The following is a 22267-nucleotide window of genomic DNA, read 5'->3' as shown; positions in this document are numbered from 1 at the left end:
AAAGATGCGCAAACAGAAAAAAGTTTACGTTTAATCGAGACAAACAATTTAATCAGACAATCTGTGTGGGCACTCACAAGACCGTATCTTAACGATATAAAAAGTCTTGAAGAGTGAACAACAGTAAATTCATTACGAATAAACAGTTACTAATTCTTTGAGCATCGCTGACGAGTTCAGCAAATCAAACAAATCTTAAATTGAAGAGTTTGATCATGGCTCAGATTGAACGCTGGCGGCAGGCCTAACACATGCAAGTCGAGCGGTAGCACAGGAGAGCTTGCTCTCTGGGTGACGAGCGGCGGACGGGTGAGTAATGTCTGGGAAACTGCCTGATGGAGGGGGATAACTACTGGAAACGGTAGCTAATACCGCATAACCTCGCAAGAGCAAAGAGGGGGACCTTCGGGCCTCTCGCCATCAGATGTGCCCAGATGGGATTAGCTAGTAGGTGAGGTAATGGCTCACCTAGGCGACGATCCCTAGCTGGTCTGAGAGGATGACCAGCCACACTGGAACTGAGACACGGTCCAGACTCCTACGGGAGGCAGCAGTGGGGAATATTGCACAATGGGCGCAAGCCTGATGCAGCCATGCCGCGTGTGTGAAGAAGGCCTTCGGGTTGTAAAGCACTTTCAGCGGGGAGGAAGGCGATAAGGTTAATAACCTTATCGATTGACGTTACCCGCAGAAGAAGCACCGGCTAACTCCGTGCCAGCAGCCGCGGTAATACGGAGGGTGCAAGCGTTAATCGGAATGACTGGGCGTAAAGCGCACGCAGGCGGTCTGTTAAGTTGGATGTGAAATCCCCGGGCTTAACCTGGGAACTGCATTCAAAACTGACAGGCTAGAGTCTTGTAGAGGGGGGTAGAATTCCAGGTGTAGCGGTGAAATGCGTAGAGATCTGGAGGAATACCGGTGGCGAAGGCGGCCCCCTGGACAAAGACTGACGCTCAGGTGCGAAAGCGTGGGGAGCAAACAGGATTAGATACCCTGGTAGTCCACGCTGTAAACGATGTCGATTTGGAGGTTGTGCCCTTGAGGCGTGGCTTCCGGAGCTAACGCGTTAAATCGACCGCCTGGGGAGTACGGCCGCAAGGTTAAAACTCAAATGAATTGACGGGGGCCCGCACAAGCGGTGGAGCATGTGGTTTAATTCGATGCAACGCGAAGAACCTTACCTACTCTTGACATCCAGAGAATTTGCTAGAGATAGCTTAGTGCCTTCGGGAACTCTGAGACAGGTGCTGCATGGCTGTCGTCAGCTCGTGTTGTGAAATGTTGGGTTAAGTCCCGCAACGAGCGCAACCCTTATCCTTTGTTGCCAGCGATTCGGTCGGGAACTCAAAGGAGACTGCCGGTGATAAACCGGAGGAAGGTGGGGATGACGTCAAGTCATCATGGCCCTTACGAGTAGGGCTACACACGTGCTACAATGGCGTATACAAAGAGAAGCGACCTCGCGAGAGCAAGCGGACCTCATAAAGTACGTCGTAGTCCGGATTGGAGTCTGCAACTCGACTCCATGAAGTCGGAATCGCTAGTAATCGTAGATCAGAATGCTACGGTGAATACGTTCCCGGGCCTTGTACACACCGCCCGTCACACCATGGGAGTGGGTTGCAAAAGAAGTAGGTAGCTTAACCTTCGGGAGGGCGCTTACCACTTTGTGATTCATGACTGGGGTGAAGTCGTAACAAGGTAACCGTAGGGGAACCTGCGGTTGGATCACCTCCTTACCAAGAAGATGTGTGTTGCGTGAAGTGCTCACACAGATTGTCTGATGAAAATAACGAGCAGAAATACCTTAATAGGCTTGTAGCTCAGGTGGTTAGAGCGCACCCCTGATAAGGGTGAGGTCGGTGGTTCAAGTCCACTCAGGCCTACCAACTCTTCCGTGAGTGGTATCTAAGGTATCTGTAAGCAACGATGGGGTTATAGCTCAGCTGGGAGAGCGCCTGCCTTGCACGCAGGAGGTCTGCGGTTCGATCCCGCATAGCTCCACCATCACTACCTGCTTGATAAAAAATTTCAGAGAGTACCTGTATAGGTCATGTTTACGATATTGCTCTTTAACAATCTGGAACAAGCTGAAAATTGAAACATGACAGCTGAACATGCATTGATGCCTGCGGGTATGAATGGCGTGTCAGTATGTTAATGAGTCTCTCAAATAATCGCAGCGCGAACAGTGACTTTGAGTTATCAAAGACACCTTCGGGTTGTGAGGTTAAGCGACTAAGCGTACACGGTGGATGCCTAGGCAGTCAGAGGCGATGAAGGGCGTGCTAATCTGCGATAAGCGTCGGTAAGCTGATATGAAGCGTTATACCCGACGATACCCGAATGGGGAAACCCAGTGTGTTTCGACACACTATCATGACATGAATACATAGTGTCATGAGGCGAACCGGGGGAACTGAAACATCTCAGTACCCCGAGGAAAAGAAATCAACCGAGATTCCCTAGTAGCGGCGAGCGAACGGGGAGGAGCCCAGAACCTGAATCAGTTTGTGTGTTAGTGGAAGCGTCTGGAAAGTCGCACAGTAAAGGGTGATAGTCCCGTACACAAAAATGCACAAGCTGTGAGTTCGATGAGTAGGGCGGGACACGTGACATCCTGTCTGAATATGGGGGGACCATCCTCCAAGGCTAAATACTCCTGACTGACCGATAGTGAACCAGTACCGTGAGGGAAAGGCGAAAAGAACCCCGGCGAGGGGAGTGAAATAGAACCTGAAACCGTGTACGTACAAGCAGTGGGAGCCTACTTGTTAGGTGACTGCGTACCTTTTGTATAATGGGTCAGCGACTTATATTCTGTAGCAAGGTTAACCGTATAGGGGAGCCGCAGGGAAACCGAGTCTTAACTGGGCGTTAAGTTGCAGGGTATAGACCCGAAACCCGGTGATCTAGCCATGGGCAGGTTGAAGGTTGGGTAACACTAACTGGAGGACCGAACCGACTAATGTTGAAAAATTAGCGGATGACTTGTGGCTGGGGGTGAAAGGCCAATCAAACCGGGAGATAGCTGGTTCTCCCCGAAAGCTATTTAGGTAGCGCCTCGTGAACTCATCTTCGGGGGTAGAGCACTGTTTCGGCTAGGGGGTCATCCCGACTTACCAACCCGATGCAAACTACGAATACCGAAGAATGTTATCACGGGAGACACACGGCGGGTGCTAACGTTCGTCGTGAAGAGGGAAACAACCCAGACCGCCAGCTAAGGTCCCAAAGTCATGGTTAAGTGGGAAACGATGTGGGAAGGCATAGACAGCCAGGATGTTGGCTTAGAAGCAGCCATCATTTAAAGAAAGCGTAATAGCTCACTGGTCGAGTCGGCCTGCGCGGAAGATGTAACGGGGCTAAACCATGCACCGAAGCTGCGGCAGCGACACTTAGGTGTTGTTGGGTAGGGGAGCGTTCTGTAAGCCGTCGAAGGTGGCCTGTGAGGGCTGCTGGAGGTATCAGAAGTGCGAATGCTGACATAAGTAACGATAATGCGGGTGAAAAACCCGCACGCCGGAAGACCAAGGGTTCCTGTCCAACGTTAATCGGGGCAGGGTGAGTCGACCCCTAAGGCGAGGCTGAAAAGCGTAGTCGATGGGAAACAGGTTAATATTCCTGTACTCGGTGTTACTGCGAAGGGGGGACGGAGAAAGCTAGGTTATCCGGGCGACGGTTGTCCCGGTTTAAGCGTGAAGGTGGATGACTTTGGTAAATCCGGGTCATTGTTAACACTGAGGCGTGATGACGAGTCACTACGGTGATGAAGTAACCGATGCTACGCTTCCAGGAAAAGCCTCTAAGCTCCAGGTAACATCAAATCGTACCCCAAACCGACACAGGTGGTCAGGTAGAGAATACTCAGGCGCTTGAGAGAACTCGGGTGAAGGAACTAGGCAAAATGGTGCCGTAACTTCGGGAGAAGGCACGCTGATGGTAGGTGAAGTGACTTGCTCATGGAGCTGAAATCAGTCGAAGATACCAGCTGGCTGCAACTGTTTAATAAAAACACAGCACTGTGCAAACACGAAAGTGGACGTATACGGTGTGACGCCTGCCCGGTGCCGGAAGGTTAATTGATGGGGTCAGCCGCAAGGCGAAGCTCTTGATCGAAGCCCCGGTAAACGGCGGCCGTAACTATAACGGTCCTAAGGTAGCGAAATTCCTTGTCGGGTAAGTTCCGACCTGCACGAATGGCGTAATGATGGCCAGGCTGTCTCCACCCGAGACTCAGTGAAATTGAACTCGCTGTGAAGATGCAGTGTACCCGCGGCAAGACGGAAAGACCCCGTGAACCTTTACTATAGCTTGACACTGAACCTTGAGCCTTGATGTGTAGGATAGGTGGGAGGCTTTGAAGCGTGGACGCCAGTCTGCGTGGAGCCAACCTTGAAATACCACCCTTTAATGTTTGATGTTCTAACGTGGACCCGTGATCCGGGTTGCGGACAGTGTCTGGTGGGTAGTTTGACTGGGGCGGTCTCCTCCCAAAGCGTAACGGAGGAGCACGAAGGTTAGCTAATCCTGGTCGGACATCAGGAGGTTAGTGCAAAGGCATAAGCTAGCTTGACTGCGAGAGTGACAGCTCGAGCAGGTGCGAAAGCAGGTCTTAGTGATCCGGTGGTTCTGAATGGAAGGGCCATCGCTCAACGGATAAAAGGTACTCCGGGGATAACAGGCTGATACCGCCCAAGAGTTCATATCGACGGCGGTGTTTGGCACCTCGATGTCGGCTCATCACATCCTGGGGCTGAAGTAGGTCCCAAGGGTATGGCTGTTCGCCATTTAAAGTGGTACGCGAGCTGGGTTTAGAACGTCGTGAGACAGTTCGGTCCCTATCTGCCGTGGGCGTTGGAAGATTGAGAGGGGTTGCTCCTAGTACGAGAGGACCGGAGTGAACGCACCACTGGTGTACGGGTTGTGATGCCAATTGCATTGCCCGGTAGCTAAGTGCGGAAGAGATAACCGCTGAAAGCATCTAAGCGGGAAACTTGCCTCGAGATGAGTCTTCCCTGGGCACTAGATGCCCCTGAAGGGCCGTTGAAGACGACGACGTAGATAGGCTGGGTGTGTAAGCGTAGCGATACGTTGAGCTAACCAGTACTAATGACCCGAGAGGCTTAACCTTACAACACCGAAGGTGTTTTGTGGGCGACTCATAGAAACGTGTTTTGATTTTAGCTTGTTCAGAGATTGGTTCTGATGGTTGTGTGCACTAAAAAAGTGAAAACATAACGGTTGGAATGAAACAGAATTTGCCTGGCGGCGATAGCGCGGTGGTCCCACCTGACCCCATGCCGAACTCAGAAGTGAAACGCCGTAGCGCCGATGGTAGTGTGGGGCTTCCCCATGTGAGAGTAGGGAACTGCCAGGCATCAACTCAGAAGTGAAACGCCGTAGCGCCGATGGTAGTGTGGGGCTTCCCCATGTGAGAGTAGGGAACTGCCAGGTTTCAATTAAGATAAAAGGCCATCCTTAACAGGATGGCCTTTTGTTTATTTCTATTTCAGGATAGTAAACTCTTCCTTTTACCTGAATAGACTCTGCTTATCTTCTTATTAACCCACCTCATAATAACGTCCTGTTTGTTACCGCTTTATTTATCCGTGTTTCAGTTAATGATAATTAAAGGCACGGCTTGCGTTGTTACATTAATAAATTATTACAATCAGGAACTTTTTGCCTCAGGGTTTAAGTGCTGCTTTACTATAGCGGGCATCGTTTTATGCCCGGAAAAACAGGAGAATAAAATAGGATGACTGATCTAACGGAAAATGCGAAAGATACGCGTCAGCGTATCCGAGCTATAGTTGGCGCTTCATCGGGTAATTTGGTTGAGTGGTTTGATTTTTATGTTTATTCCTTTTGCTCAATCTATTTTGCCCATATCTTTTTCCCTTCGGGAAATACCACCACTCAATTACTACAAACCGCAGGGGTTTTTGCAGCAGGCTTTTTAATGAGACCGATAGGCGGTTGGCTTTTCGGTTACATTGCAGACAAGCATGGTCGTAAAAATTCAATGCTAATTTCAGTCTGCATGATGTGTTTTGGATCTCTGGTTATTGCATGTTTACCGGGATATGAAACCATTGGCACCTGGGCTCCCTTTTTACTGTTATTAGCCCGTTTATTTCAGGGGCTTTCTGTCGGTGGAGAATACGGCACTAGCGCAACGTATATGAGTGAAGTTGCTGTTGAGGGAAGGAAGGGATTCTATGCTTCTTTTCAGTATGTCACGCTGATTGGCGGTCAACTGCTGGCGCTGTTAGTGGTTGTAATATTACAGCAGATTCTGAGTGATGAAGATTTACGGGCGTGGGGATGGCGTATTCCTTTTGCTCTCGGCGCTATTTTGGCGATTGTTGCGCTTTATTTACGCCGCTCTTTGAATGAAACGTCTGATAAAACGACTCGCGGGCATAAAGATGCTGGCTCGCTTGCGGGTTTGTGGAAACATCGTCGCGCCTTTATTACCGTACTGGGTTTTACGGCCGGTGGTTCTTTAGCTTTTTATACGTTTACCACTTACATGCAAAAGTATCTGGTGAATACGGCAGGAATGGATGCGAAAACGGCTAGCGGATTAATGACCCTCGCACTGTTTATTTTTATGCTGCTACAGCCGTTTTTTGGTGCGATGTCGGATAAGATTGGTCGTCGTAGCTCCATGCTCTGTTTCGGTGGGCTTGCGGCATTGCTGACGGTGCCCATTCTGACGGTACTGCAGAGTGTGACTAGCCCTGTCATTGCTTTCTCACTGGTGATGCTTTCACTGATTATTGTCAGTTTCTACACGTCTATCAGCGGCATTTTAAAAGCAGAGATGTTCCCGCCTGAAGTCCGGGCGTTGGGGGTAGGCTTATCTTACGCGGTTGCTAATGCGCTGTTTGGCGGTTCTGCTGAGTATGTTGCACTTTCGCTGAAATCGTTTGGTATGGAAACGGCTTTCTTCTGGTACGTCTCAGTGATGGGGGCTGTTGCGTTTATTGTGTCATTGACGCTGCATCGCAGAGGCAAGGGAATGAAGCTTTAGTTTTCAGATCGCTACTATAACGCCTGGCTGGTAGCTGCACCGGGCAGGCTCCAAATGACAATAAAAAACCTCGGCTTCCGAGGTTTTTTTAAAGCAGAGCACGGATCTTAGAGAATACGACTGATGAGTCGATCGATACGGATACGGCGCAGACGTCGTATCAACTTGCGGACTTTCACCGGGTATTGCGCAATGCTCTCCAGTTCCGTATAGCTTTGTACGACGTGAGTGTGCGTCCTGATCGTATCCAGCTCGTCCAGACGTTGCTGCAATAGAACCTTCTGAGGATCGTGAATCAGGATGGCATTTTCCAGATCCAGACGCCATGCGCGCGGGTTAAGGTTATTTCCCGTCAACAGTTGCCACTTGTCATCTACCCACATGCCTTTCAGATGGAAGCTGTTATCACCGTCTTTCCATAGCCGCACAACAAGCTGCTGATTCTCAATATAGCGTTCCAGACGACTCAGAAAACGGCGTAGGTTGATCTCATAGAGATACGGTAACGCGCCGATGATTTTGAAAGGCTGATCTTCTGGAATATAGAAATCGTTAGCGGTCTTATCACCGATAATAATTTCTACTTTTTTACCGTCTCGCAATAGCCGGATGATATTTCTCACCAGCAACGCTGGCAGATTGAAATAGGGGGTACAAATAACCACATGCTCATCAGCGCAATACATCAGGTGATGTATGGTCTTATTCAGCGGGCTTTGTTTTCCTAACCCGACCAGTGGCGTGACGGTTAATTCGTTCGCGTCCGTGCTGTGTTCCGGAGCCTTATAATTGGCAGTACGTAACGTTTGGCGGAACTGCTTGATATCATTTTTTATTTCCAGGCTTTTCGGACGATCGGTATGATCCAATCGCTGTACTGCCGGAGCCGTCAGCATGGTCTGGATATATTGCACCATCGTATCGGCCAATACCGGATTATGAATCAGCTGATACCGGTCATAACGGTATTTCTGATGTTGGTGCAGATAAACATCATTCAGGCTGGCTCCGCTGTAGATGACAGTGTCATCGACAATGAAGCCTTTCAGGTGCAGTACGCCCAACGCTTCACGTGTGTTGACAGGAATACCATAGATAGGGAAATGCGTGTCTGGATGTTTTTTCGCCATATCGCAATACCAGTCAGCATTGGTATTTTCTGCCACTGCGCCGATCCTGCCGCGCTGAGCACGATGCCAGTCTACCAGAACGCGGACATCCAGCTCTGGGCACTGCCGTTTGGCTTCATAAATTGCGGATAGAACCCCCATGCCGCCATCATCGCGCTCAAGATATAACGCCACGATATAGATGCGTTTTTTAGCACTCAAAATGGCGTTAATCAGCGTCGTGCGGAAAAGCTCAGGCGAATGCAACGTCTGAACATCATCTGCGTTCTGAGGAATTCTGGGCAGTTGTGCAAGGTGCTGTTGGTATTTATTGCGTTTAAAATTTGACAGCATCACAGTGCGTTTCTTCTCTCATCAGTTTATACCCACCATACTTCGAGCTGCATTAGGGTATATGACCTTCTGGTCATTATCAAAAGTTAAGGAGTAGCCGAATGGGCGATAATACCATTACTTTCCGGCTGTTGTGAGTCTGTTTTGCCATTGAATCGGTATCACAATTCCCGTTGCAAGAGCCATGTCACGTCTTGCTATCCATTCTTCAGCGGCAATTCCAGTGTCACAATTCCCTCTTCTAATTGTACGTCGATGTGAAAACCGAGCTTTTTGGACAGTTGGATCATGCCTTGATTATGCGGCATGGTGATGCCGGTCAAGCGGGAGAGACCATGCGCTTTGGCGTAATCAATCAGCTTTTCCAACAGACGTCTGCCAAGGCCCAGCCCTTTTAGATCGGATCGCACCAGCACGGCAAATTCCGCATCCGTATTATCCGGATCGGAAATCGCACGCGTCACGCCAATAATCTCAGTCTCCTCACCGAGCTGGCGCACGGCAACGAATGCCATCTCACGATCGTAGTCAATTTGTGTCATATTGGCTAAGTCTTCGTGAGTAAATTCATTAATTTCGCTGAAATAACGGTAATACAGGTCTTCTTTCGTCACTCTTGCAATGAACGAACTGAGCAGCGGTTCATCTTCCGGCAAAATTGGCCGGAACAGACAGCTATCACCATTTTTGAGGGTAACCGTTTCTTCCAATTCGTGTGGATAAGGGCGGATTGCCAGCCTTGACTGTGGATCGCCACTGAACGGCGTCAGATGCAGCGTGACATCCAGCAGCGTAAAGGTGTCCCCAGATGCCAGCAGAGGATGAATGTCTAGCCGGGAAATTTCAGGGCAGTCGAGAATCAGGTTGGATACCTGAACCAGCAAGCGGCTGAGCGCGGGAATGTCCAGCGGACGCAGCGCGCTGTATTCCCGAATCTTGCCACCTTTCACCGCTTGCAGCACCAAATACCGAGCCAGCGTCATATTCAGTGGAGGCAGGGCAACGGCAGCCTGTTTTTCTCGCCACTCAACGCCGCCTTCTCCTAGCATAATCAGCGGGCCGAAAACGGGATCCTGCTCGACGGCAATCCTAAGCTCCTGTGCACCAGCGCGATTTGCCATGCTCTGCACTAACAGGCCGTAAATGCGCGCCTGTGGGTAGGTGCGTTTCACTCGGTCAAGAATGGCATCTGCCGCCTGCTGGACTTCTCTGGCGGTTCTCAGGTAGAGCATGACGCCCTGAACTTCCGATTTATGCGGAATATCGGGCGATCTCAGCTTAATCGCAACCGGGTAGCCAATTTGTTCGGCGATATGGACGGCTTCGGCGCTGTCGCCCGCGATCCAAGTGGGTAAAGTATCCAAACCGTAGGCTTGCAGGATCGGCTGAACTTCATGCGTATCAAGCTGCGTCACGCCGTCTGACAGCGCCTGATGAATCAGCGCATGTGCCTGACTGGCGTTGATGCCTAAATTCAGCGGCAGCGCGGGAGTTTCCTTTAGCTGTTTCTGATTACGCCGATATTCGACGATATGCATAAATGCCGTAACCGCGCCTTCCGGCGTGCGATAGGTCGGAATGCCTGCGTCGTTAAACAAGCGCCGTGCTTCCTGCGAGGAGAATTCACCGCACCAGTTGGTCAGCAGGGTAATTCTTTTCCCACGCGGATGCTGTTGGAAGAGCGTAATCAATTGCGCAGCGCTATCGGTGCTGGGGGCAGCAGCGCTAGGGGCGTGAATGATTAATAGTGCATCGACTTCATCGCTGTCCAGTAATACCGAAACCGCTGCCTGATAGCGGGCCGCAGTCGCGTCATCACGCAGATCGAGTGGATTGCCAATCGTGACGGTTGGCGGCAACGCTGCCTGTAGCGCTTGTTGGGTCGCCTCGCTGAGCTGTGCCAGCTTGCCTTGTCGGCTAAGGAGCTGATCCAGTGCCTGTGCGGCCGGCGATGCGCCATTGCTCACCAGCATCAAGCGTTCACCACGCAGCGGCCGCAGGTGGCTTAAGGTTTCCACCGCGGAAAAAAGCTCATGCGTATCCCGCACCCGCAGTAAGCCTGCGCGTTGAATTGCCGCGTCATAGGCGGCATCCAGACCGTGGCGCTGGTCATTCAGCAACTGCTGTGCCTGCTGGCTACGCCCGCTTTTGATCACCAGTATCGGTTTATTTCGGGATGCGCTACGGGAGGCGGAAAGAAAGCGGCGCGCATCGCTGATGTGTTCCAGATGCAGCAGAATCGCACTGGTTTTGCCATCGCGTGCCAGAAAATCTAACAGATCGTCGACATCGATATCCAGACTGTCGCCCAGAGCGATGAAATAAGAAAAGCCAATACCGCGTTGCTGCGCCCAGTCCAGTATCGTGTTGGACACGGCGGCCGACTGCGAGATAAACGCCAGTTTGCCTTTCATAATTGGGACTGGGGAGAAACTGGCATTCAGGCCTTGCCAGGGTGCGAGTAACCCGAGGCTGTTGGGGCCAAGCAGGCGCATGTGGTAGCGCACTGCGCAGGCTTTTAATTCGCTGAACTGGGTTGGCGGTGCGGAGAGGATGATGACCGTTTTGCAGCCTTTCTGTCCCAGATCTTCTAACAGCGTGAGATTACGGCTGGCGTTGGTGCAAATAACGGCAAGATCGGGCGTCATGGGCAGGCTGGCGACCGTCGGGTAGGCCAGCACGCCGCAAACGGCACGATATTTCGGTGTAACAGGCAGCACGGGACCGCTGAAATGGCCGTCCAGCAAGTTTTTCATCATCAGAAAACCGGCTCGTCCCGGCTTTTCTGACGCGCCGAGAACGGCGATAGACTTAGGGCGTAACAGTGCTTCCAATCCGCGCTGGCTCATGCGTCACTCCTTTAGATCAATCCCCTTTGATACTAAACGCTTTCTGCCGCTTGTGCTGTGACGATGGGTAAATTTTCCCGCACGCTGTGATGTGATTTCCCCGCCAGATAGTGCCGTCGGAAACGGTCAAAATGCTGTGATAGCGCATCGGCCGCGACGATATCCCCCGCTTGTGCGAGCAGGGCGATGGCAATCTCGGCGGTGCAGTGCTGCCCTGCGCTACTGGCTTCACGTAGTTGATAGCGGGAAAGCGCTTCTACATTCAGTGACAGGATCGGCAGGTTATCCAGATAAGGGCTTTTGCGGAACATTTTACGCGCTTCCGGCCACGTACCATCGAGTAAGACAAATAGCGCGGGCTTTTCCGTTGCGGGAAGCTGGTGAAATACCTGACGTCCTTCTTCTGCGGCATCGGCAAGGAAAACCAGATACGGCTGAACGTCCGGGTTTTGCAAAGTAGCAAGCAACTCGGGATCGGGCTCGGTGCGTGACCAGCGAAATGCCTGCGTCTCAGGGAGAATATCGGCAATGAGGCGTCCGGTATTGCTTGGTTTTAACGGTTCGGTATCAAACATTACCAGACAGACGCGGCTGCGGGATTGCTGTGCCTGAATGGTGTGGCACAGGCAGTTGGTTGCGGGCAATAAACACTGCTGGCAGCGTACTACGCGGCAGCCACGGGCGCGGAACGGTTTGGTTGACTGCTCAAGACGTTGCTGGCGCAGACGGAGTACGGCATTGTCCATGAGGGGACGGTTGACCATTAAAGGATGGTTGAGCATGAAATAGATGACGCCATGAGATTCTGCAACGAATCGGCTTCGTTTTAATCATTGAGAAGCTGATTCAGAAAGGCGACATTCTAATCGACAGGCGGGTTGACCAAAAGGGTAGGAGGCAATAATACCTACGCTCCTACCCTAATTCCCTACAGCGATTCGTCCAGCCAGCTCTCGAACTGTGCTTTTGGCAGCGCACCGTTGAGGATGTCGACCATCTGGCCCTGTTTAAAGATCATGAGGGTTGGAATACTGCGGATGCGGAAACGTGCACTGAGTGCTGGTTCGGCTTCGGTATTGACCTTAATAAAGCGGACTTTCCCGCTACGCTCTTGAGCGACGTTTTCAAACACCGGAGCAAAGTTGATGCAGGGACCACACCAGGGCGCCCAGAAATCGATCACGACGGGAAGATCGTCCTGTAATAGCTTATCGAGCGTCGCTTCTGTGGCATTGGTAACGTCACCGCTGAATAAGGTTTCTCCGCAACGACCACACTTTGCATGGTCATCAACACGCTCTTCTGGCAGGCGATTGGTTGTTTGGCAAGATCCACATACCGTATTCATAACAGGGCCTCAGATAAAAGGGCTAAAATAAAGATGTCGCTGATAAAATGCGCGCAATGCGGCATTGTAAAGTCAACGTCATGTTGCTTAAGCGTGAATAAATTATGGTGGGGAGACATTATGGCAACAACGTGGTTTGCCCAATAGCTACAATAGCTTCTGACTGTTAGCGCTCTTTTACCACAAGCGTGTGGCTAAGCGGGTGTACATAAGGTAATCTTCGCGCCCAGCGCGTAGGTGGAGAGAACAATGAGCGATTCATTCAATAGTAAAAGCGGCAAAGTCCGCGTGATGTACGTCCGCAGTGATGATGAGGGCGAGAAAGAGAATAAAAACAAGCGCCCAGCTGACAAAGATCGCCGTGGCGATCGGCGTGATGGCGGTGGCTCTCGCGATCAACGCGAAAAGCCGAAGCATCCGCGTGACGTTAACCCGCGCTATGCCCGGGAAAATCCGTCCCGCGATGGCGATAGCAATGCGAAATCGCCGTGGGGCAATAAAGATCGTAACGAACGCAGCGGTGATAAGCCTCGTCGGCCGCGTGGTGACGATTCCGGTGGTTATGAATCACCGTGGAAAACCGTATCTCGTGCGCCAAGCGACAGCGACACGCCAGACCATGGCGGGATCACGGGCAAGAGCCATATCGATCCTGAGCAACTGCGTCGCCAGCGTCAGGAAGAAACACGTGTCTACGGTGAAAATGCCTGTCAGGCGCTGTTTAAAAACCGCTCTGAGGTGATCGTTCGTGCCTGGTTCCTGCAAGAAGTGACGCCGCGTTTCCGCGATGCACTGCGCTGGATGGCGGCAAACCGCAAGGCTTACCACGTTGTGGAAGAGGAAGAGCTGATTAAGGCTTCCGGCACCGAGCACCATGGCGGCGTCTGCTTCCTGATTAAAAAGCGTCAGGGACTGGATGTGCGTGAGTACCTGAAAACGGCTGGCGAGCAAGACTGTGTACTGGCGCTGGAAGATGTGGGTAACCCGCACAACCTCGGCGGCATTATGCGCAGCTGCGCACATTTCGGCGTGAAAGGTATTCTGGTGCAGGATGCGGCGCTGCTGGAATCCGGCGCAGCGGTGCGTACGGCAGAAGGCGGTGCGGAACACGTTAAAGCGATTAACGCTGACGATTTCCTGTCCGTGCTGGCGGAGTTCCGTAACGCAGGCTATACCATCGTGACCACGTCCAGCCATAAAGGCACGGCATTGTCGCAAGCGACGCTTCCAGCGAAAACCGTGATCGTGCTGGGTCAGGAAGGTGATGGCCTGTCAGATAGCGCCTGGCAACAGGGGGACGTAAAAGTCTCTATCGGCGGTACCGGTAAGGTTGAAAGTCTGAATATTTCAGTCGCAACGGGCATTTTGCTGTCCGAGTGGTGGCGACAGAACCAGGCCTGATATCACGCGTCGACGCTCAGGGAGCATGGGCTCCCTGAGTAGGTGTCACCACGGATGAGAGGACGATTGATGAAGCAGAAAGTTATCGCGGTATCGTTGCTGTTGGGTACATTGCTGGTCAGCGGTTGCAGTTCGCTGCCGCACTCGTCCGTTGCCGCTACGCCAGCCGCTGTTGCGTGTCAGATTGGCGACAAGCAGGTGCAGACCACGCTTTATTTTGGTTTGAATCGTCCTGCTGGCCCGGTGATTTCAGATGCTGAGTGGAAAGCGTTTTTGGATGGCGACGTTACGCCACGCTTTAAAGAGGGGCTGACGGTATTTGATGCCAAAGGACAATGGCTAGGGAACGATGGCGTGGTTGCCCGAGAGAACAGCAAAGCGCTGATGTTGATTCACGGCCCCGACCGGGAGCGTGATATTGAAGCGCTGCGTACCATCTACAAATCACGTTTCGCGCAGGAATCCGTCATGCGGATTGATGCACCGGTCTGCGTCGCCTTCTGATTTTTCCATCAGCCCCTTTTCAGGGGCTGATGATTTTCAATATATATGATTTTCAATATATAAGTATTACAGCACCAGTTCCGCCACTGCCGCAGACAGCAAACTCACCAGCGTAGAACCATAAACCAGCTTCAGGCCGAAGCGCGATACCACGTTGCCCTGTGCTTCATTCAGCCCTTTGATGGCACCCGCGATAATGCCGATTGACGCGAAGTTAGCGAAGGAAATCAGGAATACGGACAAAATGCCCAAGCCGCGTGGCGACATCTCTGCGGCGATCTTCTTCAGTTCGATCATGGCAACGAATTCATTCGCCACCAGCTTGGTCGCCATGATGCTGCCCGCGTTCAGGATATCGGAAGACGGAATGCCGATCAGCCAGGCCAGCGGTGAAAAGACATAGCCCATAATCGCCTGGAAACTAATACCGAAGACGGTGCTGAACAGCGCATTCACAGCGGCAATCAATGCCACGAAGCCGATCAGCATCGCCATGATAATCATCGCCACTTTAAACCCAGCAAGAATGTATTCCCCCAGCATTTCAAAGAAGCTTTGGTCTTCATGAAGCTTTTCCAGCTTCAGTTCGGGTTCGTCGTCAGGCTGATAAGGGTTGATGATCGACAGAATGATAAAGGTGCTGAACATATTCAGAATCAGCGCGGCGACGACGTATTTGGCGTCCAGCATGGTCATGTAGGCGCTGATAATCGACATGGATACGGTCGACATCGCCGTCGCGGCCATTGTGTACATCCGCCGTGGTGACATGTCGGCAATGATGCCTTTATAGACGATAAAATTCTCTGACTGCCCGAGCAGTAGCGTACTCACGGCGTTAAACGACTCCAGTCTCCCCATCCCGTTGACCTTGGACAGCAGCGTACCGATGCCTTTGATAATTAGCGGTAAAATTCGCCAGTGCTGCAAAATGCCGATCAGCGCAGAAATAAAGACGATAGGGCAGAGCACGTTGAGGAAGATAAAGGAAAGTCCCTGCGCGTTCATCCCACCAAACACAAAGTCGGTGCCTTGATTGGCAAAAGATAAGAGCTTTTCAAACAAGCCGGCAAAGGCGCTAATCGCGTTAAGCCCAATGCTGGAATGTAAAAGGAAATAGGCCAGCAAAATTTCAATCACCAGCAGTTGCACAATAAAGCGCAGTCGGATGCGTTTTCTGTCGTGGCTGACGAGCAGTGCCAGCAAAAAAATGGCTGCCGTTGCCAAAATGAAATGTAAAACCTGTGACATAGAAGAACCACGTAATCCCTGAATAAAAGAGGCGCATTGTAATCGGAATGTGAAAATATGTTTATCCCGAATCTGTAAATCCTTATTCGCTACAGCGCTATAAGAAGGGGGGATGTATTCGAGTCATCAGGGGACGGTGGGAAGGGTAAAAGAGCATTCCCCTTCGGCCAGTTGCTGGCAGAAGGGGAAAGAAAGCGGACAGTGAATTAGTGCGCGCCACCGCCTCCACCGCCAGTGGTAAACGGAGGTTTAGCGAACCAGACCAGCACCAGCAGGACCAAAAATACGGCTGCTGCCGCCCAGAAGATTTCGTTGGCGGAAATAATCAGCCCCTGTGCGGTAATCTGCTCTGCGATGTAGGCTGAAGCCTGCGTTTGGCTCATCCCCATCGCTTGAAGCTGCTGGTACGTTTCCTGCGCGATCGGATTATACGGCGTGATAGATTCCGTCAGGTGCGCATGGTGAAGTGATTCGCGCTGTGTCCAGAGCGTGGTGGTAATCGACGTCCCGATCGATCCCGCCAGCGTTCGGGTAAAGTTTGACAGACTCGATGCTGCTGCCAAACGCTCCGGTGGCAGCCCGGACAGCGTGATGGTCGTCAGCGGCATGAAGAAGCAGGCGACGGCAAACCCCTGAACAAACTGCGGCCAGGCTGATGCGCCGAAATCCATGCCCGGCTCGAAGGTGTACGCTCGCCAGTAGAAACAGACGGCGTACATGATAAAGCTGAACGTCACTAGTTTGCGCATGTCCAGACGCGGCGCGAATCGACCGATAATCGGCGACAGCACCACGGGCATCAGCCCAACCGGTGCGGACGCCAGCCCCGCCCAGGTGGCGGTATAGCCATACACCTCCTGCAACAGCTGCGGCAAGAGCACGATCGCCCCGAAGTAAAACATGTAGGCGAGGCTGATACACAGACAGCCAATGGTGAAGTTGCGCGATTTAAACAGCGACAAATCCACCACTGGGTGGTCGTCCGTCAGTTCCCAGACAATCAGGAATGCTATCGCAATCACCGCCACCACGGTCAGAGTGATGATTTCCGTCGAGTTAAACCAGTCCAGCTCTTTGCCGCGGTCGAGCATCATCTGTAGGCTGCCGATGCCGACAACCAACAGCGCCAGCCCGATGGTGTCGATGGGCTTGATCTCGGTTTTGGTTTCCCGCCCGCGCAGCGTTTGCATGGCAATGAACACCACGGCGATGCCCAGCGGAACGTTGATGAAGAATATCCAGCCCCAGTGATAGTTGTCGCTAATCCAGCCGCCCAGAATCGGGCCACAGATCGGCGCGACGACCACCGTCATCGACCACAGCGCCAGAGCGATACTGCGTTTGGCGGGGGGATAATTGCTGAGTAACAGACTCTGCGACAGCGGGATCAGCGGCCCGGCGACAATCCCCTGCAACACGCGGGAGAAAATCAGCATTTCCAGGCTGGTGGAGATTCCGCACAGCCAGGAGGTCAGAGCGAAGAGCGCCGTTGACCATAAAAATAGGCGGACTTCACCAAACCGTTTGGCCAGCCAGCCGGTAATAGGAATAGAGATGGCGTTGGCGACCCCGAACGAGGTGATAACCCACGTTCCCTGTGAATTGGACGCACCCAGATTACCGGCGATAGTCGGAATAGCGACGTTGGCGATGGTGGAGTCCAGCACCTGCATAAACGTTGCCAGCGACAGAGCAACGGTCATCCAGGCCAGACTGGCGCCTTTAAGCGGTTCTCTCTGCACGTTTCTCTCCTGCCCGCTTAACCGGCGTTCGCCTGAATAATGGCGCTGATTTCCTGATTAACAGGCGTGAGATCCAACGTCAGAGCATCACTTTGGTAGGCCGGCGTGGTGCGTGAGGTTTCTGCTAGCGCACTGCCTTCGGTATTGGCGGTATCGACATTAACCAGCGCGGACAGACCGATGCGCAGCGGATGTTCGGCGACCTGCTTCGGATCGATCTCAATACGCACGGGCAGGCGCTGCACGACCTTGATCCAGTTGCCAGTGGCGTTCTGAGCGGGCAGCAGAGAGAACGCGCTGCCGGTACCCATATCGAGACCGACTACTTTTCCCTGATATACAACATCGTCACCATAGATATCCGCGATCACGGTAGCCGGTTGGCCGATACGCATGTTGGCTAACTGTGTCTCTTTGAAGTTCGCATCGACCCACAGATGATTGGCAGGAACGACGGCCATCAGCGCTGATGTCGAAGAGATTCGCGCCCCAATCTGCACGCTGCGGCGTGAGACATAGCCGTCAATCGGGCTGACGATCTTGGTGCGCTGTAGCGCCAGCCAGGCATCGCGCATTTCTACAGAGGCTTGCTGTATGGCGGGTTGCTTCTCAAGCGGCGTATCCAGAATCATGGCCTGATTCGCCTGATATTGCTGTCTGGCGACTTCCAGTGCGGCTTTGGCGGTTGCGACAGCATCGCGAGCATGCTGCACTTCTTCACGCCCGATAGCATTGGCGCTGCCGAGTGCTTCCCGGCGGCTCAAGTCACTTTGTGCCTTGTTCAGCTCGGTTTGGCGCAGTTCGATATTGGCCTGATACTGCTTACTGTTGATGATCAACTGGTGCGTCTGGCGGACGCTATTGGCCAGCCCGGTTTTCGCACGTTCAAACGCCTGCTGGGCATCAGTCGGATCTAACTCTACCAGCACCTGTCCCTGTTTAACAAAATCGGTATTGTCGACGTTAACATGGGTGACGCTGCCGCTGACCTGCGCCATGATCTGAATCTGATTGCCTGCGACGTAGGCGTCATCGGTGCTTTGGTGGTGTCTGAGCACCAGGAACCAGTAAACCAGCCAGGCACAGCCCAGCACGACGAAAATAAACGTCAGCAGCGATAACACGCGTTTGCGCTGCTGTTTTTTGTTTTTCTGTGGCGTCTGCGGCACCTGATTTTCCACACTTTCACTCATGCTGTTCTCTCTCTTTTTATTCTCTTTGTATCGGCTATCGCACCAGACAGAGCAGCCTGGCGATAGTCGCAATGAATTCATTTTGCTGTGCGGCCCGGGGGGCTTAAGATTGCCCGCCCGGAGCGTGAGATTGCCGTTTTGCTAAGCCGCATATCGCGGTTGCGGAGAGGTTATGCCTGTTTTTTGCAGCAAAACGCCTCCGCCCGATACATAAGCATCGGGTCATTCCGGGTGGAAAGGTGCTGACTATTGTTTTTTGTTGTTGTTTTTTCTGTTATTCGTTGACTGACTCGTCCATCTCATCCAGTCGGACCAGCATCTTTCTCATCAGGCTTTCGAGCTGTTTTTGTTCACCGGATTCAAGCGCAGAGCAAAGCACATGAAGGCTGTGATGCTGCGGTGGAAGTAATTGACCAAGAAATGCTTTGCCTTCTTCTGTCAGATGCAGATGCAGGCAGCGTCTGTCGCTACTGCTCTCGCGTCGTTCAATCCAGCCTCTCTTCTCCAAATCGTCGGCAATGCGCGTCGCATTGGTACGTGACGATCCCAGTGCAGCACTGAGTTCAGAGGGCTGAATGCTATAAGACTCCTGAGATTCCAGCGTCAGCAATGCCATGAAGAGGGTTTCATTGATGCCCTGTTCTTTCAGAATTCGGTTTCTGTGTTCCAGGATTTTGCCCTGTACGTGCATGAATAAACGCAGCAATAGCACTTCCTGACGCGGGAAGTCGGGCTTACGCGAAGCACGCAGGTCGAGCATTTGTTCTATAGGAGTGAATGAACTGTCCATTTTTTATATAAACCTCATTAATCACGGAGTGCATAGTAACTAATGTTACTAACTGGGTAAACGGCATTAAGGTGGGAAATTGTGCTTATTTCTGTGACAGAAAGTAAGCGGAGAATCTCTGAAAATGAAGATTATTCACCACTTACTTTATTTAAATCAAAATGTTATTTGATAATTCGCACTGCGGATTCAAAGCAGTTTAAAGGCAATGCCGTAGCAGAGCGCGCCCAGTAACGTGGATAAGACGATACTGCGGGTTTTATAAAAACAGGCGGTCAGCGTAATGAATCCTACCAGCGTTGGCAGCAGCTTTTCACGATGCGCGAGAATATCCGGCACGCTGGAAACAATCAGCAGCGCACAAATGGAAGCAATGCCGATACTATCAAGCAACAGCGCTTTTTTACCGCGTTGCAGCGAACCAGAAGCGCGTGAGGCGCTCAGCCGTAGCGGCAGATAGCGGAAGAGGTAGTTCACCAGCCCGACAATCAGCCCGATAAGAATGACTTCTGTACTCATGCGTTCACCTGTGGCGTGGCAGGATTAACCAGCGAAGCCAGACAACCGCTGAGAATGCCGAACAGTATGGCGGCCGGGATGGAGGAAAGCAGCAGACCAAGCAGCGCGCCGCCGAGCGCACAGGCGACGACCAGACTCTGTTTCCGCCTGAAGGATGCGAGTAAAAAGCTTAGGAAAAGCGCGGGCAGCATGAAAGACAGCGCTGCTTCGACGGCAGGGTAATCATTCAGCGGGCCGTTACCGAACACAGCCCCGATCACCGTGCCGAGCACCCATGAGAGCCAGGCGAGCAGCGACACGCCCATCATCCACTCTTCTGACCAGCGGCGGTTATCTTTCGCCAGTCGGGTGGCGGCTGCGGCAAAGACTTCGTCCGTCAGGCCGAACGCCCACAGCGCGGTTTTTCGGGTCGGCAGCCGCTGCGCAATACGATGCCGTAACGCGGGTCCATACAGTACATGGCGGACATCCATCGCCATGACGGTCAACGCTGCCACCCAGATGGACATGCCTGCGCTGAGCAGGGCGGTGATGACGAACTGACTGGCCCCAGCGTAAATGATGCAAGAAAGGAAAATGCCTTCCAGTGGGGTAAAACCTAGTTTGACGGCGTTCATGCCAAACGCGAATGCTACGGGCATGTAGCCGATAACAATCGGCAGACTGTCAAATACGCCTTCGCTAAAAGACGCAGATTTTGTCGGTGCAGATGAGGTTAATGTCTTCACTGGCTTGATATGTTGTGTTCTTAAAGGAAATTAACCGGTAACACTAGCAAAGCGTCACCGGAATTTCACGTTATTGCGTAACAGGCGTGATGGTTTTTGCTGCAATGGTATCGGGCGTAATTTTCTCGCGAGAAACTGTCTCAAAATAAGACAGTCTCAAGCGAGCGTGTTGCAACTACGAAGGTCTGTATTGCAAATACGAAGGTTTACAGCGCCGCCATTGCTTCCTGCGTTTCGTGATGATGGCTTCGCCACCACACCAGCAGATTCAGCAAACTGATGATGCCGCCCGCGGTACAGACGCCCAGCCAGCCCCACTGCTGGTAAGCCGAGGCTGAAAGGATCGATCCCAGTGCGCCGCCGATAAAATAGCTGGTCATATAACCTGATGTCAGGCGATTACGTGCTTCGGGCATCATACGGTAGATCACGCTCTGGTTGGTTACGTGTACGCCCTGGACCGCCAGATCCAGCACGATGATGCCAATGAGTAGCGCGGCTACGGAATGAATACCGAGCGCGATAAAGCCCCACGACAGCAAAAGCAGGATGATCCCGACGCTGGTGGTCGGCTTAGCCTTGCCCTGATCGACTAAACGCCCGGCGCGTGATGCCGCTAAGGCTCCGGCTGCACCAACCAGCCCGAATAGGCCGATAACGCCTTCGGAATAGCTGTAGGGCGGTGAGGCTAGCAGGAAGGCCATCGACGTCCACAGAATGCTGAAGTTAGCAAAGGACAGGCAGCCCAAGATGGCACGCGTGCGCAGCAGCGGGGTGGTGGAGAACAGACGGAAGATTGAGACAAGCAGTTGCGGATAGTTCAGCGTGTTTTGCTGAGGAATGCGCGGCAATGCCCGCCACAGAATCAGCGCCATGATGACCATCAGCGTGCTGGCAACCCAGTACACGGTGCGCCAGTCACCGAGTGAAGCCAGTGCACCCGCGACGGTACGCGCCAGCAGAATCCCCAGCAGTAGGCCACTCATAATCGTGCCAACGACTTTACCGCGCGTTTCCGGCGTCGCCAGCGTGGCGGCGAGAGGCACCAGCAACTGCGCGACAACGGAGAGCAGCCCGGTTAATGCCGTACCCGCAATCATGATCCAGAGCGTGGGCGCAGAGGCGGTGATCAGCATCCCGCCTGCGGCGAGTAACGTCATGCCGACAATCAACGTCCGGCGTTCAAACATATCCCCTAGCGGCACCAAAAACAGCAGACCGACGGCATAACCCAGCTGTGCAGCGGTGACAATAAACCCTGCCTGATTGACGGAAAGTGCAAAGACTCTGGCAATGGTCTCCAGCAGCGGCTGGGCATAATAGTTACTGGCGACGGCAAGACCGGTCGCGACAGACATAATCAGGGTCAAAGACAGGCTAAGTCCCGGTTGCGACTGGGGTGATACAGATTGTTGCTGAAGAGACATAGTGTGAACG

At 52.5% G+C, this 22267-nt stretch carries 14 protein-coding genes, 2 tRNA genes and 3 rRNA genes; 8 read left to right on the top strand and 11 right to left on the bottom strand.

Annotated features, from left to right (window positions below):
- Positions 1-197: 197 nt before the first annotated feature.
- From HP572_RS15220 to HP572_RS15195, 6 genes are all read left to right on the top strand, one after another.
- Positions 198-1739: ribosomal RNA gene (locus HP572_RS15220) — 16S ribosomal RNA — on the top strand.
- 73 nt (positions 1740-1812) lie between these two features.
- Positions 1813-1889, top strand: a tRNA-Ile gene (locus HP572_RS15215).
- A 42-nt stretch (positions 1890-1931) separates the two neighbouring features.
- Positions 1932-2007, top strand: a tRNA-Ala gene (locus tag HP572_RS15210).
- Between the two features lie 221 nt (positions 2008-2228).
- Positions 2229-5134: ribosomal RNA gene (locus HP572_RS15205) — 23S ribosomal RNA — on the top strand.
- Positions 5135-5264: 130 nt separating this feature from the next.
- Positions 5265-5380 (top strand): 5S ribosomal RNA (gene rrf, locus HP572_RS15200).
- The 16S, 23S and 5S rRNA genes sit together here with 2 tRNA genes alongside, the layout of an rRNA operon.
- 381 nt (positions 5381-5761) lie before the next feature.
- Positions 5762-7042 carry an MFS transporter gene (locus HP572_RS15195; RefSeq protein WP_240583649.1) on the top strand — a complete coding sequence of 427 codons (1281 nt, stop codon included), beginning with the start codon at positions 5762-5764 and terminating at the stop codon, positions 7040-7042.
- A gap of 107 nt (positions 7043-7149) precedes the next feature.
- Here HP572_RS15195 and pssA read toward each other — a convergent pair whose 3' ends face one another.
- The 4 genes from pssA to trxC all read right to left on the bottom strand — a co-directional run bounded on the left by pssA (position 7150) and on the right by trxC (position 12702).
- Complete coding sequence (pssA, locus tag HP572_RS15190; protein ID WP_240583648.1) at positions 7150-8505, bottom strand: CDP-diacylglycerol--serine O-phosphatidyltransferase; 1356 nt, start codon at positions 8503-8505, stop codon at positions 7150-7152.
- 197 nt (positions 8506-8702) lie between these two features.
- Complete coding sequence (locus HP572_RS15185; protein ID WP_205554687.1) at positions 8703-11354, bottom strand: bifunctional acetate--CoA ligase family protein/GNAT family N-acetyltransferase; 2652 nt, start codon at positions 11352-11354, stop codon at positions 8703-8705.
- Positions 11355-11386: 32 nt separating this feature from the next.
- Complete coding sequence (locus tag HP572_RS15180; RefSeq protein WP_275901622.1) at positions 11387-12100, bottom strand: tRNA-uridine aminocarboxypropyltransferase; 714 nt, start codon at positions 12098-12100, stop codon at positions 11387-11389.
- 182 nt (positions 12101-12282) lie between these two features.
- On the bottom strand, positions 12283-12702 hold the full coding sequence (gene trxC / locus HP572_RS15175; RefSeq protein WP_039277103.1) for a thioredoxin TrxC: 420 nt from the start codon (positions 12700-12702) through the stop codon (positions 12283-12285).
- A 249-nt stretch (positions 12703-12951) separates the two neighbouring features.
- Here trxC and HP572_RS15170 point away from each other — a divergent pair, with 249 nt between their 5' ends.
- Both HP572_RS15170 and HP572_RS15165 read left to right on the top strand, forming a co-directional pair.
- Positions 12952-14103, top strand: a complete 1152-nt coding sequence (locus HP572_RS15170) for a tRNA/rRNA methyltransferase (RefSeq protein ID WP_240583647.1) — start codon at positions 12952-12954, stop codon at positions 14101-14103.
- A gap of 69 nt (positions 14104-14172) precedes the next feature.
- The gene (locus tag HP572_RS15165) at positions 14173-14607 is read left to right on the top strand and encodes a DUF3574 domain-containing protein (RefSeq protein WP_240583646.1); all 435 of its coding nucleotides are present in this window, start codon (positions 14173-14175) and stop codon (positions 14605-14607) included.
- A 66-nt stretch (positions 14608-14673) separates the two neighbouring features.
- Here HP572_RS15165 and HP572_RS15160 read toward each other — a convergent pair whose 3' ends face one another.
- The 7 genes from HP572_RS15160 to HP572_RS15130 all read right to left on the bottom strand — a co-directional run bounded on the left by HP572_RS15160 (position 14674) and on the right by HP572_RS15130 (position 22257).
- On the bottom strand, positions 14674-15858 hold the full coding sequence (locus tag HP572_RS15160) for a NupC/NupG family nucleoside CNT transporter (RefSeq protein WP_240583645.1): 1185 nt from the start codon (positions 15856-15858) through the stop codon (positions 14674-14676).
- Between the two features lie 206 nt (positions 15859-16064).
- Entirely contained in the window at positions 16065-17561 is a 1497-nt protein-coding gene (emrB, locus tag HP572_RS15155; protein ID WP_240346596.1) for a multidrug efflux MFS transporter permease subunit EmrB, read from the bottom strand.
- 56 nt (positions 17562-17617) lie between these two features.
- Positions 17618-18793, bottom strand: coding sequence for a multidrug efflux MFS transporter periplasmic adaptor subunit EmrA (emrA, locus tag HP572_RS15150; protein WP_010282662.1), 1176 nt, complete (start codon positions 18791-18793; stop codon positions 17618-17620).
- A 274-nt stretch (positions 18794-19067) separates the two neighbouring features.
- Positions 19068-19583, bottom strand: coding sequence for a transcriptional repressor MprA (gene mprA, locus HP572_RS15145; RefSeq protein ID WP_240583644.1), 516 nt, complete (start codon positions 19581-19583; stop codon positions 19068-19070).
- Positions 19584-19772: 189 nt separating this feature from the next.
- Positions 19773-20102: an L-valine transporter subunit YgaH gene (ygaH, locus tag HP572_RS15140; RefSeq protein ID WP_014916438.1), complete on the bottom strand. Its 330-nt coding sequence runs from the start codon at positions 20100-20102 to the stop codon at positions 19773-19775.
- Positions 20099-20830 (bottom strand): AzlC family ABC transporter permease, encoded by a 732-nt coding sequence (locus HP572_RS15135; protein ID WP_010282655.1) that lies wholly within the window; start codon positions 20828-20830, stop codon positions 20099-20101. The genes ygaH and HP572_RS15135 overlap by 4 nt, the downstream gene beginning before the upstream one ends.
- A 206-nt stretch (positions 20831-21036) precedes the next feature.
- Positions 21037-22257 (bottom strand): MFS transporter, encoded by a 1221-nt coding sequence (locus tag HP572_RS15130; RefSeq protein WP_240583643.1) that lies wholly within the window; start codon positions 22255-22257, stop codon positions 21037-21039.
- Between the last annotated feature and the right edge of the window lie 10 nt (positions 22258-22267).

Origin of the sequence: Pectobacterium sp. PL64 (genome assembly GCF_022477975.1) — a bacterium.
GTDB classification, from domain to species: domain Bacteria; phylum Pseudomonadota; class Gammaproteobacteria; order Enterobacterales; family Enterobacteriaceae; genus Pectobacterium; species Pectobacterium jejuense.
The sequence above is the reverse complement of the archived record's forward strand: the minus strand, read 5'-3'. Positions and strand labels throughout refer to the sequence as shown.

Bases quoted from the DNA above. Each gene is read 5' to 3' on its own strand.
- HP572_RS15195 (WP_240583649.1), top strand. From the start codon at position 5,762: ATGACTGATCTAACGGAAAATGCGAAAGATACGCGTCAGCGTATCCGA.
- pssA (WP_240583648.1), bottom strand. From the start codon at position 8,505: ATGCTGTCAAATTTTAAACGCAATAAATACCAACAGCACCTTGCACAA.
- HP572_RS15185 (WP_205554687.1), bottom strand. From the start codon at position 11,354: ATGAGCCAGCGCGGATTGGAAGCACTGTTACGCCCTAAGTCTATCGCC.
- HP572_RS15180 (WP_275901622.1), bottom strand. From the start codon at position 12,100: ATGGACAATGCCGTACTCCGTCTGCGCCAGCAACGTCTTGAGCAGTCA.
- trxC (WP_039277103.1), bottom strand. From the start codon at position 12,702: ATGAATACGGTATGTGGATCTTGCCAAACAACCAATCGCCTGCCAGAA.
- HP572_RS15170 (WP_240583647.1), top strand. From the start codon at position 12,952: ATGAGCGATTCATTCAATAGTAAAAGCGGCAAAGTCCGCGTGATGTAC.
- HP572_RS15165 (WP_240583646.1), top strand. From the start codon at position 14,173: ATGAAGCAGAAAGTTATCGCGGTATCGTTGCTGTTGGGTACATTGCTG.
- HP572_RS15160 (WP_240583645.1), bottom strand. From the start codon at position 15,858: ATGTCACAGGTTTTACATTTCATTTTGGCAACGGCAGCCATTTTTTTG.
- emrB (WP_240346596.1), bottom strand. From the start codon at position 17,561: ATGACCGTTGCTCTGTCGCTGGCAACGTTTATGCAGGTGCTGGACTCC.
- emrA (WP_010282662.1), bottom strand. From the start codon at position 18,793: ATGAGTGAAAGTGTGGAAAATCAGGTGCCGCAGACGCCACAGAAAAAC.
- mprA (WP_240583644.1), bottom strand. From the start codon at position 19,583: ATGGACAGTTCATTCACTCCTATAGAACAAATGCTCGACCTGCGTGCT.
- ygaH (WP_014916438.1), bottom strand. From the start codon at position 20,102: ATGAGTACAGAAGTCATTCTTATCGGGCTGATTGTCGGGCTGGTGAAC.
- HP572_RS15130 (WP_240583643.1), bottom strand. From the start codon at position 22,257: ATGTCTCTTCAGCAACAATCTGTATCACCCCAGTCGCAACCGGGACTT.